General features: G+C 51.6%; 13 protein-coding genes. 3 read left to right on the top strand and 10 right to left on the bottom strand.

Annotated features, from left to right (window positions below; genetic code table 11):
* Positions 1-16: 16 nt before the first annotated feature.
* Positions 17-1,342 (bottom strand): carbohydrate ABC transporter substrate-binding protein, encoded by a 1,326-nt coding sequence (locus IM700_RS17725; RefSeq protein WP_239484019.1) that lies wholly within the window; start codon positions 1,340-1,342, stop codon positions 17-19.
* Between the two features lie 216 nt (positions 1,343-1,558).
* Here IM700_RS17725 and IM700_RS17720 point away from each other — a divergent pair, with 216 nt between their 5' ends.
* On the top strand, positions 1,559-2,398 hold the full coding sequence (locus tag IM700_RS17720) for a helix-turn-helix transcriptional regulator (protein WP_155607146.1): 840 nt from the start codon (positions 1,559-1,561) through the stop codon (positions 2,396-2,398).
* Between the two features lie 54 nt (positions 2,399-2,452).
* On the opposite strand, the gene IM700_RS17715 is transcribed toward IM700_RS17720, so the two are convergent.
* Positions 2,453-3,349 carry a LysR family transcriptional regulator gene (locus IM700_RS17715; RefSeq protein ID WP_193418231.1) on the bottom strand — a complete coding sequence of 299 codons (897 nt, stop codon included), beginning with the start codon at positions 3,347-3,349 and terminating at the stop codon, positions 2,453-2,455.
* A 130-nt stretch (positions 3,350-3,479) separates the two neighbouring features.
* On the opposite strand from IM700_RS17715, the gene IM700_RS17710 reads away from it, so the two are divergent.
* Together IM700_RS17710 and IM700_RS17705 are read left to right on the top strand one after the other, a co-directional pair.
* The gene (locus IM700_RS17710; protein WP_336244917.1) at positions 3,480-4,958 is read left to right on the top strand and encodes a carboxylesterase/lipase family protein; all 1,479 of its coding nucleotides are present in this window, start codon (positions 3,480-3,482) and stop codon (positions 4,956-4,958) included.
* A 26-nt stretch (positions 4,959-4,984) separates the two neighbouring features.
* Positions 4,985-5,725: a sulfite exporter TauE/SafE family protein gene (locus tag IM700_RS17705; protein ID WP_193418274.1), complete on the top strand. Its 741-nt coding sequence runs from the start codon at positions 4,985-4,987 to the stop codon at positions 5,723-5,725.
* A gap of 69 nt (positions 5,726-5,794) precedes the next feature.
* Here IM700_RS17705 and IM700_RS17700 read toward each other — a convergent pair whose 3' ends face one another.
* The 8 genes from IM700_RS17700 to IM700_RS17665 form a co-directional block, all read right to left on the bottom strand.
* Positions 5,795-6,343, bottom strand: a complete 549-nt coding sequence (locus IM700_RS17700; RefSeq protein ID WP_193418235.1) for a CueP family metal-binding protein — start codon at positions 6,341-6,343, stop codon at positions 5,795-5,797.
* An 86-nt stretch (positions 6,344-6,429) separates the two neighbouring features.
* On the bottom strand, positions 6,430-7,236 hold the full coding sequence (locus IM700_RS17695; protein ID WP_193418237.1) for a Nif3-like dinuclear metal center hexameric protein: 807 nt from the start codon (positions 7,234-7,236) through the stop codon (positions 6,430-6,432).
* 20 nt (positions 7,237-7,256) lie between these two features.
* The gene (locus IM700_RS17690) at positions 7,257-8,150 is read right to left on the bottom strand and encodes a carbohydrate ABC transporter permease (protein ID WP_155607142.1); all 894 of its coding nucleotides are present in this window, start codon (positions 8,148-8,150) and stop codon (positions 7,257-7,259) included.
* 11 nt (positions 8,151-8,161) lie between these two features.
* Positions 8,162-9,088, bottom strand: a complete 927-nt coding sequence (locus IM700_RS17685; RefSeq protein WP_193418239.1) for an ABC transporter permease — start codon at positions 9,086-9,088, stop codon at positions 8,162-8,164.
* 25 nt (positions 9,089-9,113) lie between these two features.
* A complete protein-coding gene (locus tag IM700_RS17680) occupies positions 9,114-10,661 on the bottom strand; it encodes an ABC transporter substrate-binding protein (protein WP_193418241.1) in 1,548 nt (515 codons plus the stop codon).
* 116 nt (positions 10,662-10,777) lie between these two features.
* Positions 10,778-12,373: a helix-turn-helix domain-containing protein gene (locus tag IM700_RS17675; protein ID WP_193418243.1), complete on the bottom strand. Its 1,596-nt coding sequence runs from the start codon at positions 12,371-12,373 to the stop codon at positions 10,778-10,780.
* 2 nt (positions 12,374-12,375) lie between these two features.
* Positions 12,376-14,112: a sensor histidine kinase gene (locus tag IM700_RS17670; RefSeq protein ID WP_193418245.1), complete on the bottom strand. Its 1,737-nt coding sequence runs from the start codon at positions 14,110-14,112 to the stop codon at positions 12,376-12,378.
* 117 nt (positions 14,113-14,229) lie between these two features.
* Positions 14,230-15,039 carry an alpha/beta hydrolase gene (locus IM700_RS17665; RefSeq protein ID WP_193418247.1) on the bottom strand — a complete coding sequence of 270 codons (810 nt, stop codon included), beginning with the start codon at positions 15,037-15,039 and terminating at the stop codon, positions 14,230-14,232.

Here is a 15,039-nt window from a genome sequence, read left to right as displayed (position 1 = left end):
AATAAATCGCTACTATTTATTTTGCCGCTCTTAACTTCTCGCTGGCCTCGTTCAGGTCGGCTTGCCAATCGCCGACGGTTTTCTCCCCCGAGATGATGCTGTTAGCCGTATCGAACAAGGTGGTTTTAATATTGACGCCTTCAACCGGGCTGGTGCTGACGAACCCGCCGACCAGTGCCTTCACTTGAGGCTGATCGTAGACGCTGTAGAACGATTGGTTCTCCCCCGTCAATTGGTCCGAAATTCCCTTGATCGGTTGGATCGCGTTGGACTGGGCAAAAATGTCGGCGGCCTTATCGGAGTAAAGGAAAGTGATAAACTGCTTGGCCAGGTCTTTATTTTTCGCTTGGGACGGTACCCAAACTGCCTCCATCGAGGTCACGATGTAACGGTCTCCGCCCTCCTTCACCGTCGGGATCGGAGTGAGTCCCCATGCGAATCCTTCTGTTCTAGGAGCGTCGGCCATTTCCCCGGCAATCCAGGTGCCGTTTGGCATAAACAGAACCTTATTGTCCAGGATCGCTTGCTGATTCTTGGTGAAGTCCTGCTCATTGGCATACGCGACCGTCGTATCCGAGGCATAACTCAGCAGCTTGGCCGCAATGTCCAGCGCCTGTTTAGCTTCGTTGGTATTCCAAATGTCCTGCTCGTAATTCATCACCTTGTCGTAGAATCCGATGCCGCCAACATCCGCCAGTAAGGCGAAGAAAAAGGAATCCATATACCCGGCGGTCGGATAAGTGAACAAGGCGATCCCTTCACTCTTGGCTTGGTCGCCGAGCGCAAACATTTCATCCCAGGTCTTCGGCACCTCCCAGCCTTTCTGTTCAAACAGTCCTTTGTTGTACACCAACCCTGTCGGAGAATAATACATCGGCATCAAATAGGTGCTGTCATCGCCGTAAGGATTCGTGCCGAGCGTCCCGATCAGCCCGTCGACCAACTTATCCTTCAGCTTCTGCTCTTCCCCGGGCACCTGCATCGACAAGACGTCCGTGAGATCTTCCAGCCCTTTGTCTTTGATCAGCGTCTCGGTGAGTCCCGCGCTGCGCCCTTGGCCAAGCACCACAACATCGGGGTATTTCCCGGCTTTCATGCCGGGTGAAATTTCATCTTCGATGCTCTTGCTGATCGTCAGCTCCACGTCAACGTCAAATTGCTCCTCGAATGCTGCGATGACCTGACTGTACATCTCTTTGCCGTAGCCGCCTTCGAGCGCGGCCATTTTCAACACCGGCTTTCCATCTTCCCCGGAGGAAGCTCCGTTTGAACCGGCCCCGCAGGCCGTTAAGGTCAACATCGCTGCCATCGCAATCGCAGCGCCTATCTTTTGGATCCGCATTTGAACGCCTCCCTTTTTATTTATTTTCATTATAGTGAGAAGAAAGCGTTTTTAAATATGTCATTATTGCTATGTTTTTTAGGAATGTTGCTCTATTCGTTAATAAAGATAACATTTTGTGCTATCATTGAACTGTCAGCGGTCAGGCTAAAGCTTGGGAGTTGCTTAAGCGCTTAGCCACCAAGGTGTCATTTTTACTTTGAAAGGAACGGATGTATGACGAAACACCCCACTTCATCGGCGGATCTGCTCGCCAGCCTGAACACCGAGCTGATCTATATCAACAAGTCGGATTCCGATAGCCAAAACTGGATTGGCCTGAAGCATTCTCACCATTTTGCCGAGTTGTTTTACGTGACGGGAGGGACAGGGGAATTTCTCGTCCGGGACGAACGACTCCCCATCAAGAAACACGATGTGATCATCGTAAACCCCAACATCGAGCATACGGAAATCTCCGATTTCAGCGATCCGCTAGAGTATTTTGTCATCGGTTTAAACGGCATTTCCTTTATCTCCGACGAAGACACGGTGCCTTACGTTCGCTTCCGGGATCCGGACAAGAGCATTCTTCTCTATCTGTATAAAGCGTTCGAAGAATATAACGCCAAGCAGGAAGCCTACCTGGAACTCTGCAAGCACCTGGTCCAGGTGATGTTGATTTTGATCTTGCGCAAAAAACACGTATCGATTAACCTCTCTACTACCGAAAAAGTTCCCAAAGAGGTGGCTTTGGTCAAAAATTACATAGACGTCCACTTTAAAAGCAACATCACGCTGGAATCCATGGCAGAGGAAGCGCATATCAACAAGTACTACTTGTCGCATCTTTTCAAAAAGACGTATGGCGTGTCCCCCGTCAAATACTTAAACCAGGTGCGAATGGACACGGCCAAATTCCTGCTGGAGTCCACCAATTACTCCGTGTTGGAAATCTCCGAGATCATCGGCTTCAAATCGCAGTCGTATTTCTCGCAAACGTTTAAACGGGAGATTGGCGTCGCGCCGCTCGACTATCGGAAGGAGAACCGGCAGAAGACGCGGGGACCGCTGTAGTTAGCGGTATCCCTAAAATAAAGCGCAAAAAAAGGGATGTCCCGTAGACATCCCTCATTCATAATCCATCCTTCCTGATACGGCCAACCTCGCGAAATACTGGATGGTAAAATCGCGGAACTGGACCGCGATCTGCTTCAGGTACCGATCCTTTGGCCAGGACAGGGAAATCGATCGTTTGCACCAGCTTTCTTCGAGTCGCAGCAGCCTGACGTCCGGCCCGGTAGATCCGCTCCAAGTGATCGCCGGCAGGAACGCAACGCCCTGTCCCGCACGAATCAATCCTCGTACAGTAGCCGGATCATCGCTCTCGAACCGAATTCGAGGTGTAAACCCGGCCAACCGGCAGAAGGCATCCGTCGTTTCGCGCAAAGACTTGCCGGAAGGTAGCATAATGAAGCGATCCTCCCTTAACTCACTTAAGCGAACTCGTTCCCGGTGTGCGAGAGGATGATCGGCGGGAACCGCAACGAGAATATCCTCTTCGAGCAAGGAGACGGCCTCCGTCCCAGGGGGCGGCACCGCCCCGTCCGAGAGGCATAGATCGAAGTTCGTTCGAGGGTCCAGCGGTGATGCATGCTGCAGCAAGTTGAATTGGGCATTTGGACATTCCGTACGAAAAGCGGCCAGTATGCCCGGAAGCAAATGCGAGGATACCCGAACATCCAGCGTGACCATAGGAGAAGCGGATCCGTTGGTATCCCGCAGTCGCTGCTCGCCATCCTCCAGCGCTTCCAACGCGAGATCCACATGCTGGAGGAACATCCTGCCTTTTTCGTTCAGGCGGATCGTCTTGCGCTCCCGCAGAAACAGCTCGGTCCCTAGCTCGGCTTCCAGCGCCGCAATCATCTTGCTGAGCGCCGGTTGCGAAATATGCAAGCTGTGGGCGGCTTTCGTCATATGCTCCATGCGGGCCACCGTCTGAAAATACTTCAGTTGCAACAACTCCACGCGGAATGTCCTCCTTATTTCATAACCTATAGGTTATGATCTTTATATTCAAATATATATTATGGTTCATGAAATCAAGCAAGATATAATAATCACAACATCGATAGAACAGGAGACGATCATCTTGATTGTGCAGACGTTGTCAGGCAAAGTCGAGGGCTTGAAAATGGAGGGAGCCTACTTATTCCGAGGCATTCCCTACGCCTCAAGTGCGGGGGGATCGCGAAGATTCAAACCGCCGACCCCTCCGCTTCCGTGGGAAGGCGTTAAACGATGCGACCGGTTCGGCGCTATCGCACCTCAGAATCCGGCTCAGGAGGGGATCCTGTCGGAACTGGCGCAGTCCGAGGATTGCCTAAACTTGAACGTATGGACGCCGGAAGACTTGAGCAATGGACCTAAGCCCGTCATGGTCTATATCCACGGCGGGGGATTCGTTGGGGGAACCGGGGCAGAATGCGACGGTCTCAGATACGCATCCGAAGAGGGCATCGTCTTTGTGTCGATCAACTATCGGCTGGGTGCGTTAGGTTTCTTGAATTTAAGAGAGCTACTAGGTGAGGAATACGCGACTTCGGGAAATAATGGAATGCTCGATATTGTCGCAGCTTTGCAGTGGGTTCAGCACAATATCGCCGCCTTTGGCGGCGACCCCTCACGCGTCACGGTCATCGGGAATTCAGCAGGGGCCAAATGCGTGGCGTCCCTTTATCTCATGCCGAAAGCACATGGCCTGTTTCACCGTGCGATTGTGCAGAGCGGAGCCACGCAAGCGGTTCGGGATCCGCAGACCGCAGACGTGACAACTCGGAGGGTGCTGGAGAAGCTGGGACTGTCCCCGGCAAACTCGCGCCGATTGCTCGAGCTTCCCGCAGAGAAGCTGATTGAAGCGCAATCGGCTGTAGGCTTTGATACTTCGCATGGCTTGCATATGTTCGGTCCCGTGGCCGACGGCCTTGTGATCCCTCGGGATCTGCTGGCGGCCCTTAAGCACAGTCAAGGGCTGCCACCGCTCTTGATCGGGTTCAACGAGGAGGAGGCAGCGATCTTTATTCAGAATGATCCGCGGCTTCAGTCCCCGCATCTGGAGGTACTTGAAGGATTCTTCGGGAAGAATGCCGACGCCGTGTGGAACGCTTATCAGCATTACAGCAAATCCATGTCCCCTGACGTTGCTTGGACCCGAACCTTAACGGAGCACTTGTATGGCATCGGGGCGATACAGTTCGCGGAGGCCGTATCCTTCTCCGGTGCACCGGTTTGGATGTATCGGCTTCGATGCGGCGGCAGGCTGGGGGCGATCCACGGATATGAAGGCAGCTTGATTCAAGCGGCACTGGCCGCAGGCGACTCCGGCTTCATGACTACGCCGTCTTTTGATGACCCCTATGCTGTGACGCCTGAAATGAAAGAACTTGCGCGAGGGATGAGGGCAGCCTGGAGCGCATTTATCCGGAGCGGAAATCCGAACACCGAGCTTTTACCGGCTTGGCCTGTCTACGGAGAAGAGCACGCTACCATGGTGCTGGACCTGGCTAGTTCCGTGCGTAGGGACTTACCGGTCCCGGTCGGGGCTCTTGTCCCCCACCAGGTTTGGAGGATGGATTGATCCCGCTCGTTGAAGTTGCCCTGGTCATGGTGGCGCTCGGCTTCCTCCTCGGCTTCGTAGGGGCAGGCGGATCGGGATTTATCATCTCGATTCTTACCGTCGTTTTCGGTTACCCGATTCATACGGCGCTAGGTACTGCGCTGGCCGCCATGTTCTTCTCGTCCTTCTCCGGTTCGATCAGTCATTACCGCGAAGGAAATATGGCGTTGCGTTCCGGGGTGATCGTCGGCTTGACCGGTGCGGCAGGGGCATGGATTAGCTCGGGTTGGTCATCTCTGATCCCCGGAGATCGTCTGGGGTATCTGACCTCCGGCATGCTGTTTGCTTCCGGATTGGCCTTGTGGTTTCGAATGGTATACGTTTCCCGGCGCCCGAAAGCGCCCGACGATACGACGCTCGTCACAGTCAAAGGCGTTCGGTTCTGGTTGCTTGCGCCGCTCATCGGCTTGATTACCGGCTCCTTATCGGGATTGTTCGGCATCGGGTCGACGCCTTTTATCCAACTGGGGCTTATGCTTCTCCTGGGAATGTCGATGCGTTACGCCGCCGGTACAACCATGCTGGTGATCATGCCGATTGCCCTCGCCGGAGGGGCCGGCTACTTCACCATCGGTTACCTGGATGTTCATTTACTCCTCGCGGTTGTGATCGGAACGATGTCCGGCGCTTATGTCGGAGCCAAGTTCACGAGACGTGTGCCTGTTGTCTGGCTAAAAACCTTCATGGTACTCACCCCTATGATGGGCGGCGCGATCCTCTTATTGTAGCTGCCGGTCTTTGCCGACCCCAAAAACGGCCCCTCTGATGAGGGTCCGTCGTTTTTGAGGTGGTTCAGATTAGCTGAGTTGCAACGTCGTGATACACGTTTGATCCCCATCAAACGTGGAGATTTCCGACTCGGCCGTCTTCCCGTCATAGCTAACCTGAACAAGATAAGTTTGCTCGCGCGGCAACCACAAGTCGATAAATCCGTTAGCCTGGGACGTCATTTTTTGGTCCAATACGGTATTTCCGTTCGCATCGGTGACATTCACTTGGAACTCCTGCTCGCTCATTTCGCCGCGGCATCCGGTCAAGCTGTGGATCTCGCAAGGATGCGTTTGGTTCACGTAAGGCGCAATCGAGACGAAAAATTCGTCCTTCGGCAGATCATATGTCTTCGAATCCGCCGTATCGCCGTCCACGATCAGTTGGCTCGAAGTAATCGATGCGGACTTGGCGCTTAATTTTCCAACGCTGTAGTCCTGGGCCATCTGCTTGATGCTCTGAGCGTCTATAGCATTCGATTCTTTTTGCTTATCGGCTTGTCCTGTGATCAGAAAATAACTTCCCAGCGCGGCAACCGCAATGACTCCGATTGCCGTCAAGATGGTTTTCCGTTTCATGCCTGGCACCCTTTCGCACTAGCTTGGTTTCTTCGATACAATCGAACAACCCGATTATAGCATAGGTTCCGGGTGCCTTCATTCATTTAAAGATATTGGAAAGGTTCCTTGGCGTCCACGAAAGAGACCGGGGTACCGCCCACCAGCAGTTGCAGCCAATCTGCCATATGCTTCATGCCCCATTCCTCACTGCGTTCATGCCCGACGACCAGCATTGCCTTGTTCATCCCGAGCATCACGGCATCGTTCACATATGCGCATAACGTCCATTCCAGAATCTCGCCGCAGATCATGACGTCCAGATTTTGGTCCCGCATTAGTTCCATCGGCATTTGCTCTCTTCCGAGTCCCAAGCTCCCACCGCCGACCAACACGCCAATGCGAGAGCAGACCATATCCGGCCGGCCTACCATTTGAAGCACGTTCATCGACAGCTTCTCCTTTAGAACTTCCGCCAGCTCCCCAACGGTTGTCGGCTCGATGACATACACCCACGGCTTGTTCTCCTCCGCCAGGCGATCGCTCCAACCAAGCTGACAGATCAACCCGTCATAGATGCGATCCGTTCCGGCCATATGCATATGATCATGGTATCGCCAAATCGCGATGCTATGGTCGTCAATCAGCTTCTTTTTAGCCAGATAAATCGGATCTTGCTGCAGCCACTCCAGCTCATCATTTCCTGTGAAGTAAGTTGGTTCATGGGTAATAATCAGATTCGCCCCGGCCGCGATTGCCTCTTTCACCACATCAACGGTAGCCATAAAACTCGTGACGATCCCCGTCACTTCCTGGTTCGGATCGCCCGATGCCAATCGATCGCACGTATTTTCGACTCGTGTCTCGCCGCAGGAATCCTCCAGAATCAGATCGATGACTTCTTGCACTTTCATACAGATCACTCCTTTCTGCTTCACCCTTTAACGGCGCCGATGACGACTCCCTTAGTCAAATACTTCTGCAGGAACGGCAGCACGATGACGATCGGCAGGATGCCGATGACCGCCATGGCCATGCGGATGGCCGTGCTTGGAAGCTCGACTGTCCCCGCGCCAATCACGCTGCCCGCCTGCCCCGATTTTAGAAACTGAATGTTGTTCATCAAGCGAATCAACATGTTCTGAATGCCGTAGTATTGCGGTTTCGTGATAAAATACAACGCATTAATCCAGTCGTTCCAATAAGCCAGCCCCATGAACAGTCCGACGGTGGCCATCACCGGAACGGACAACGGTAACATAATCCGGAAGAACGTCCGCAGCTCCGACGCCCCGTCGATTTGAGCGGCTTCGATCAGCTCGGCGGGAATATTGTTTTTATAGTAATTTCGGATCAGCAGCACGTAAAACCCGTTGGTCAACAGATTGGGTACGATCAAGGCGGCCAGCGTATCTTTGATATGCAAGTATTTGGTCCACATGATATAGGACGGAACGATCCCGCCGCTAAACAGCATCGTAAAGAACACGATAAACGCCAGCGCGTTATGATATTTGAAATCTTTCCTGGACATCGGATAAGCCAGCATACTCGAAATCAGAAGTCCGGCCGCCGTCCCTAGAATCGTCACCAAGAAGGACACGCCATACGAACGAAGGAAGGTCGAAGCCGAGGAAACCATATAGGCGTAAGCATCCAAACTCAATTTTGCCGGAAAGAAGCTGTATCCGTCCCGGATCAACATCGATTCATCCGTAAACGAGGCAACCAGAATCAGGATGAACGGGACAAAGGCAAATAACGTTAGCAGCACCATCGCGACTGCGGAGAACAAGACGAAAATTCGTTCGCCTTTCGTTTGAATCATGGTCTTTCCTCCTAAAACAACGCGTTATCCGCGTCGAGCTTTTTGACGATCGCATTCGCCAGCATCACCAGCCCGAACCCGACAAGCGACTGGTACAAGCCGGCTGCCGCCGACATCCCGATATCATTCACCTGCATGAGTGCCCGGTACACATACGTATCGATCGTTTGCGTCGTGCTGTATAAAGCGCCTGCGTTCATCGGGACCTGATAGAAAAGGCCGAAATCCGAATTAAAGATCCGACCAACTGACATCAAGGTCAGAATCACGACGGTAGGCTTCAGAAGAGGCAGCGTTATCGTCCAAATCTGCTTCAATTTGCCCGCACCATCGATTTTTGCAGCCTCATAGATGCTCTTGTCAATTCCGGCGATGAACGCAATATACACGATGGAACCATATCCGGCCGTCTTCCACATCTGAATAATGACGAGCAGATACGGCCAGTACTTCGGTTCGGAGTACCAATTGATTTCCGGCAGGCCCAACGGTCGAAGGATCGAATGGTTAATAAATCCGCTGTCCGCGTTCAAGAACGCAAAGACCAGATAAGACAATACGACCATCGAAATCAAATTTGGCAGCACCAGCCCGGATTGAAACAGCTTGGAGTAAGCCTTGCCGATCAGCTCCGACATAAAGATCGCGATGAGGATCGAAAAAATGGTTCCAAACACGATAAAAGCAACGTTGTACAACAGCGTATTTCTCGTCATGATCCAGGCGTCGGACGTTTGAAACAGGAATCGGAAATTATCGAACCCGATCCAATCGCTCCGAAAGATGCCTTTGGCATAATCGATGTTCTTAAAGGCAATAAACACGCCGGCCATCGGAATATAACTGTTTAGGATAAAATACAGCAGGCCTGGCGCGGCTAACAGCAGCAGCGGGAGATTTTTCTTTAGCCCTCTTGATCTCATCGTCTTGTTTGTCATAGCGGTTCTCTCCTACATTCCCGTTCTACTTCCCGCTATTTTGCGCGGCAATCCATTGATCCAGCTGCTCTTGCTTACTGCGGATAATATCCTCGGCACCCGCGTTGTTCAAAGCATCAACAAACTTCGGAATCGTCGTTTCCGGATCCAGCACACCGCACATGAGTCCTGGCAAGTATTGATTCACGACATTCGTGACGGCGCTCATCTGGGTTTTCACTCCGCTGGGATCAAAGATAAAGCCGAAATACGGAGATTTCTGAGTTTCTTTGTTCTCTTGCAGCTTAAGCTCAACGTCAGACCAGTTGACGCCTTCCAATTGATATTGCAGCGATTCGGAGCCAACGATACCGGTGCTGAGCATGGCGGTGTAACCAACCATGTTGGCATCCTTGCCATCCGGATATTTCACGTGGTGCTCATCCACTTTCACGTAATCTTCGCCTTCAATCCCGTAAAGAATCGTATTGATCAGCGCTTCATCGGTGTACAGCAGGTTCAGGAACTTCACCGCTGCTTCCGGAGCCTTTGTCGTGCTCGACAACATCCAGCTAACCATATTCACGGCCCCGGTTTCAAAATAATAAGGGGCAATCCGCTTCATCTCCAGATTTTTTCCCGTTTGGGCACTTAAGGCTTTGGCTGCTTCCAAACCGCTGTATCCGCCCATAAAGGAGAAGCCGCGCCCAGATGTGATCAGGTCGGAAGCGGTGATTGACGTTGTAGCCGCATCCTTTTCCAGATACCCTTTATTGAACCAATCCCTCATCATCATGGCGCCTTCTTTGAACAAGTCGGTCTCATAGAAGTTGACCACTTTGCCTTCATCGCCAACGACAACCCCAATACCGGTGGTGTCCGACAAGAAGTCCACTTGATGCAAGCCTTTTAACAGGAGAAGTAAGGAAGTATCACTTGGGTTCACGTTAATCGGACCAAACGGAACGGCATCCGGATGCTTTTGCTTGACCGCTTCAAAGATCGCCGGCAAATCTTGAACCGAGTGGATATCGTCTGCCGTGAATCCGGCTTCGTTCAGCATGTCCGCATTGTAAACAAAGTTCGTTGGGATCGACATGCCCTTATTCACCGGGATGCCGTAGATATGTCCATTTAAGGTTGTCGCTTTCAACATATCAGGGCCGAAGTCCTTATCCAGAATGGCGGTGAGTTCTTTGCCATACTCGGGGAGCAACTCCTCCATCGGATAGACCTGGTTTTTGGACACGTAGCTGGTGAATTGCCCCAGCGTCGTAAACAAATCCATCTGCTCTCCGCTCTGCAGCGCCAAATTGACTTTTTGTGCATAATCGACCGGACCGTATACTTTGTAGTCCACCTCAACGCCGATCTTCGGTATCGTGATTTCATTGATCGCATCCGTGATCCGTCCCAGATTATCGGGGATTCGGTTAAAAGAAGGCATGGCGAACACAATCTTCTCCACTTTGGCATCGTTACCGTCGCCTGGAATCGTCTTCGTCTCGTTCGAATCCTTGCCGCACGCTGCCAGGATCGAGCTGCACAGCATGGCGGACAACAACAACAGGACCATTCTCTGTTTTCTCTTCATCACTTCTTACTTCCCCCATTCATGTGGTTTCGTTATCAGTTTATCGTTTTGAACGGGGCTTCTCTTTCAATAAACCGACATCTTCTTTTAAAAAAAAGCTCAGTTCCCTGAGCTTCTTAATCCTCCGGCTTATGTTTGGCCCGATAGGCGTTTGGAGACTCGCCCGTCAGTTTCTTGAACACCGTAGAGAAGTACGAAAGGTTGTCGAATCCGGTATCCGCCGCAATCGTTCCAATGCTGACCAGCCGCTCCGACAGCATTCGCTTGGCCTTTTCAATTCGGTGGGCGTTCAAATATTCGATAATCGACATGCCTGTTTCGGTTTTGAAGGTTTTGGACAAATAATCCGGTGTCAAAAAAACGCTGGCTGCCACATCATCCCGGCTGATATCCCAATGGTAGTTCTCATGAATAAACCGTTTTGCCCGCTCGACAACCCCCTCGGATTGTAACGTTTCCTTCAGCGTATCAATCGCCTTTTCCGTCATCAGATGCGCCCATTTCATGAAATCGAACACACTGTGATCGGACCGTTGAAGCAGGCGTTTGGCGATGTCATCCGAGAATAACTGGTGGGCTTGAATATTATTTTGTGCCAAGAACGCATAAACCACTTGAAGGAAATCCTCACGCATCGAGTGGAGTGTCGCAGCGTCCAATATGTTCTGCGCGGCAAGTCGTTCCAACGTAAGCTTCAAACGCTTGACGATTTGCATTTTATCTTTCTGGGCGAAGAGTAGCGTATACATGTGGGTATCTAGAGCGAACGGCTCCGTCGCATTATATTGGAAGCTGTCGTTTTGAAAGTGGACGATCCCCCTAAAGATTAAATTGGATGCATCCATTTGTTCCAGCTTCCCTTTGCACGGGGCCAATTGGGAAATCTCCATCTCCTCGCTGATGTAACACGTGGCCGTGCATTTGAAATATTGTTTGCATAAGCGGACGAGCCGCTCACCGCTTGCTTTCATTTGGAGCGGTTCTGTCCCGCCATCCAGAATGAACGCATGGTAGATCTGATTGTCCTGTTTATAGGGGATCACGCGGTCAGGGTTTGGACGATTGAAAAGGATCTCGGATCCGAGATTGGACAGCGCGTAGTGAAACACACTAGCGTTCCAATGTTCATCGATCTCGGATGCCGTAACGCTGACCAGAACCAGGATAAACTTTTGATCCACGGTGAAGGACAAGTCCCTCCTTTGGATTTCCCCTTGGATCAAATCCTTCCTCGTAGAAAGCGTGGAGGACAAGACATCGCTCCAGAAGCTCTTCTCCACCAAATCCTTGTTACGCAACCAGGCTAACCCGTGCCTGCTGTATTCACCTAACGTTCTTCGCCGCTTCAGCGATTCAAGTGAACGGTGCAGCGCTTCATCCAGCTTGTACTCATCGAGCGGTTTTATCAGATAAGAGTCTGCATTATAGGTCAAGGCCGTCGAAGCGAAATCGAAGCTCTCGTGGCAGGTAAAGAAGATAAATGCGCAATCGCAACCCTGCTCACGCACCCACTGAATCATTTCGAGCCCCGTCCCCCGTGGCATTTCAATATCGCAAATGATCAGATCCGGCGAGCCGGCTTCGAAACAGGACTTGGCCTCCATAAGGTTATGCGCTTCGATTACCTGGGAGAAGCCATACTCATCCCAGCGAACAATATCCCGGAGCACCTCAACCGTAGGTACGTCGTCATCAATAAGTAAGCAGCGCATCGTTACACCTCTTTTGTGAAGTCATTTTCACCGTCGCCTTGCACTGGGATGAGGATCTCAACCCTAGCTCCCAGCGGTTCGGCGTTGGATAGTTTCAGCAGGTCTTCGCGTTTATACAGCAATTGAAGCGTTCGCCGAATATTGGAGATCCCGACTTGCCCGCTCGCTTCGACCGGCTCCAGGCTTGAATCCTTCGCGGCCTGTAGCACGCTGGATGGAAATCCCCCGCCGTTATCCTCGATCGAGATGTGTAGATAGGGCATGTCCTCGATCTCGATCAGACTGGTCCGGATGAAGATCGATAACATTTCACCGTAGGTCAGGGCGTGCTTGAAGATGTTCTCAACAAAGGTTTGCACTAAGAATTGAGGGATAAGGACTCGCGCCGTGGCCGCATCAATATCCGTCATACAGAAGATCTGGTCGGGATTCCGAATCTCTTGCATGTGCACGTAATTGTCCACGTGCCTCATCTCTTCCTCCAGCGGCACCAGAACAAGTCCGCCCTTAAACATATATCGTAAGTGCTGAGACAGCAGCTGAATCAGCATTCGGATTTCTTCATTTTTATTTTGGTACGTCAAGCTGTTGATCGTGGAGATGGCGTTCAGGAAAAAATGAGGTCTGATCTGCATTTGCAGATACTTGAGTTCCGTACGGCTCCGCTCGATTTTTTCCTCATACGTGTGGATTTTCAGATCGGTAATCTCCCGAATCATGGAATCGAAAGAATGAAACAATTTCATGAACTCGATGGAAAAATGCCCGGACGGTTCCGGGAAGCTCGTTCTCCCTTTTTCGACGTCCTTGGCCGCCTTCACCAACTCCAGCACCGGCTGCAAAATGTCCCTGGCCAGAAGCTTCAACACCAGGGGAATCGCCACCACCGAAATCGCAGCTAAGGAGATAATGAGCCATTGAATCAGCTTGAGTCCTGAGAAAATATTTTGTTTGGCCATCATATGGGTGATTTCGCCAAATTCGGCGATCGGTTCTGAAATAAACAGGTAGCTCTTCTTATCCTGCGCTCTCAAATCCGATAGGGTCGATGCTGTTTCCATTAGACTCTCATCGGTTGAAGCCAGAATGCCACCTTCCCGAGCACTAAGAAGGGTTGGGCCGAGCTCTTGTCCTTCCCCGCTGGCGACGGCAAGCAAGGAATCCGCCTTGACGAACGTGCCAAAGCTGACCTTCTCATAGGTGATGTATCGAAACAAATAATGCGCACCTTGAACATCGAAATCCGTCCATTCGTCGAGGGTCCGGTCAGGATCGGGGAGAAAATCATGCTCCCTCAGGAAGTCGACCAGATCCAGCTTGTCCTCGGATCGGGTGCGATTCCCGAACTGCACGAGCGTCGCCCCATCACCCGGTAGTTTGATAAATACCCCGTCGCTGGAGTCATTGTTCGACGCTTTGGCCTTCAGGGCGTCCAACAGGGCGATTTCTCTGAAGTAGCGGTCGCTCCCTTTAAGGCGATCATACTCGGTCGCCGCATCAATCTGGTTCTCGAACACCTCAGTCAAGTCTTTGGCGTACAAGTTCAACTTACTATGAATGTTCTCCACGTAGATTCCCAAGGTATTGCGTGAATTGCTAATCGATTGGGTACGAACCACTTCCAGCGAATAGATGTTGCTGAGCAATAATACCGTAAACAAAATGGCCAGGATGAGCGTGAATGGAACGAAAAACCTGAATACAATGCTCTTTCTAGTAAACAATCCTCCGGCCTTCATCAAGCATCCTCTTCCTTTATCTGGGCGATGGTTCGAATAAGGGATGCCCCCGAAGAGGAAGCAAACCGGCCGACAGGCCGCAGCTCTCTTCAGGGGCATATGAAGCAGAAGACGATTTTAGGTGACCGAATCTGGATCGGTGACAGCCCACTCTATGGCCGGGCCGATATACTCATTCCAGAAATTCCAGTCATGCGTCCCAGCGCTTTCCTTATAGCGATGAGGAATTTCCTCTTGAGTTAAATAATCATGGAACCGCCGGTTTACGTCAAGCAAAAAGTCCTCGTTCCCGCATGCCATGTAAATCTCCGGAATATGCGCGCCTTGTTCCTTCAATTGCTTAGCTAGCGCTTCCGGATCCTTGTCGCTTCCGAGAAGCTGATTCAGGTCCCCGAAAACGCGCTTGTAGTAATTATAGTCAGCGATGGCATCCTGATAGCCCGGGGACAACCCGGCGATGGTGTACGGAATGAGCGCGGAAGAAAGCGCGATGATCCGGCCAAACTGGTCGGCATATTTCAGACCGTTCCGAATCGCTCCGTACCCGCCCATGGAAAGTCCTCCGATAAACGTATCCTTCCGGTCTTGGGATAACGGGAACATCAGGCGTGTGAATTGAATCAGTTCCCTCCCAAGGAATTCCCCGTATAGCTGACTCTTGTCCTCATCGTCAAGGTAGAAATGGTTTTCCCCCGAAGGCATAAATACGGCGATTTTGTACTTATCGGAGAGTTCCCGGATGCGGGAGAAATGGATCCAATCCGTATGATTTCCGGAATACCCGTGCAACAGATACAACGCCTTTAAGGGCTTGGCCTCCTCCACGGGTTGACCCGGAATCGGCGGCGTGTCCAAGGGAACCAGTGCGCTGAGTGCGACTTCCCTTCTCAACGATCGCGAGAAAAATTGGATCTGTAACATGGCCAT

It is taken from the genome of Paenibacillus rhizolycopersici (assembly GCF_014947195.2).
In the GTDB taxonomy this organism is placed as follows: Bacteria; Bacillota; Bacilli; order Paenibacillales; family Paenibacillaceae; genus Fontibacillus; species Fontibacillus rhizolycopersici.
This window is presented reverse-complemented; position numbering and strand designations above follow the sequence as displayed.

What these genes read in the sequence shown, in the direction of transcription:
- IM700_RS17725 (WP_239484019.1), bottom strand. Translation starts at nt 1,342, where the DNA reads ATGCGGATCCAAAAGATAGGCGCTGCGATTGCGATGGCAGCGATGTTG.
- IM700_RS17690 (WP_155607142.1), bottom strand. Translation starts at nt 8,150, where the DNA reads ATGATTCAAACGAAAGGCGAACGAATTTTCGTCTTGTTCTCCGCAGTC.
- IM700_RS17705 (WP_193418274.1), top strand. Translation starts at nt 4,985, where the DNA reads ATGGTGGCGCTCGGCTTCCTCCTCGGCTTCGTAGGGGCAGGCGGATCG.
- IM700_RS17665 (WP_193418247.1), bottom strand. Translation starts at nt 15,039, where the DNA reads ATGGCCATGTTACAGATCCAATTTTTCTCGCGATCGTTGAGAAGGGAA.
- IM700_RS17685 (WP_193418239.1), bottom strand. Translation starts at nt 9,088, where the DNA reads ATGACAAACAAGACGATGAGATCAAGAGGGCTAAAGAAAAATCTCCCG.
- IM700_RS17670 (WP_193418245.1), bottom strand. Translation starts at nt 14,112, where the DNA reads ATGAAGGCCGGAGGATTGTTTACTAGAAAGAGCATTGTATTCAGGTTT.
- IM700_RS17720 (WP_155607146.1), top strand. Translation starts at nt 1,559, where the DNA reads ATGACGAAACACCCCACTTCATCGGCGGATCTGCTCGCCAGCCTGAAC.
- IM700_RS17700 (WP_193418235.1), bottom strand. Translation starts at nt 6,343, where the DNA reads ATGAAACGGAAAACCATCTTGACGGCAATCGGAGTCATTGCGGTTGCC.
- IM700_RS17680 (WP_193418241.1), bottom strand. Translation starts at nt 10,661, where the DNA reads ATGAAGAGAAAACAGAGAATGGTCCTGTTGTTGTTGTCCGCCATGCTG.
- IM700_RS17675 (WP_193418243.1), bottom strand. Translation starts at nt 12,373, where the DNA reads ATGCGCTGCTTACTTATTGATGACGACGTACCTACGGTTGAGGTGCTC.
- IM700_RS17695 (WP_193418237.1), bottom strand. Translation starts at nt 7,236, where the DNA reads ATGAAAGTGCAAGAAGTCATCGATCTGATTCTGGAGGATTCCTGCGGC.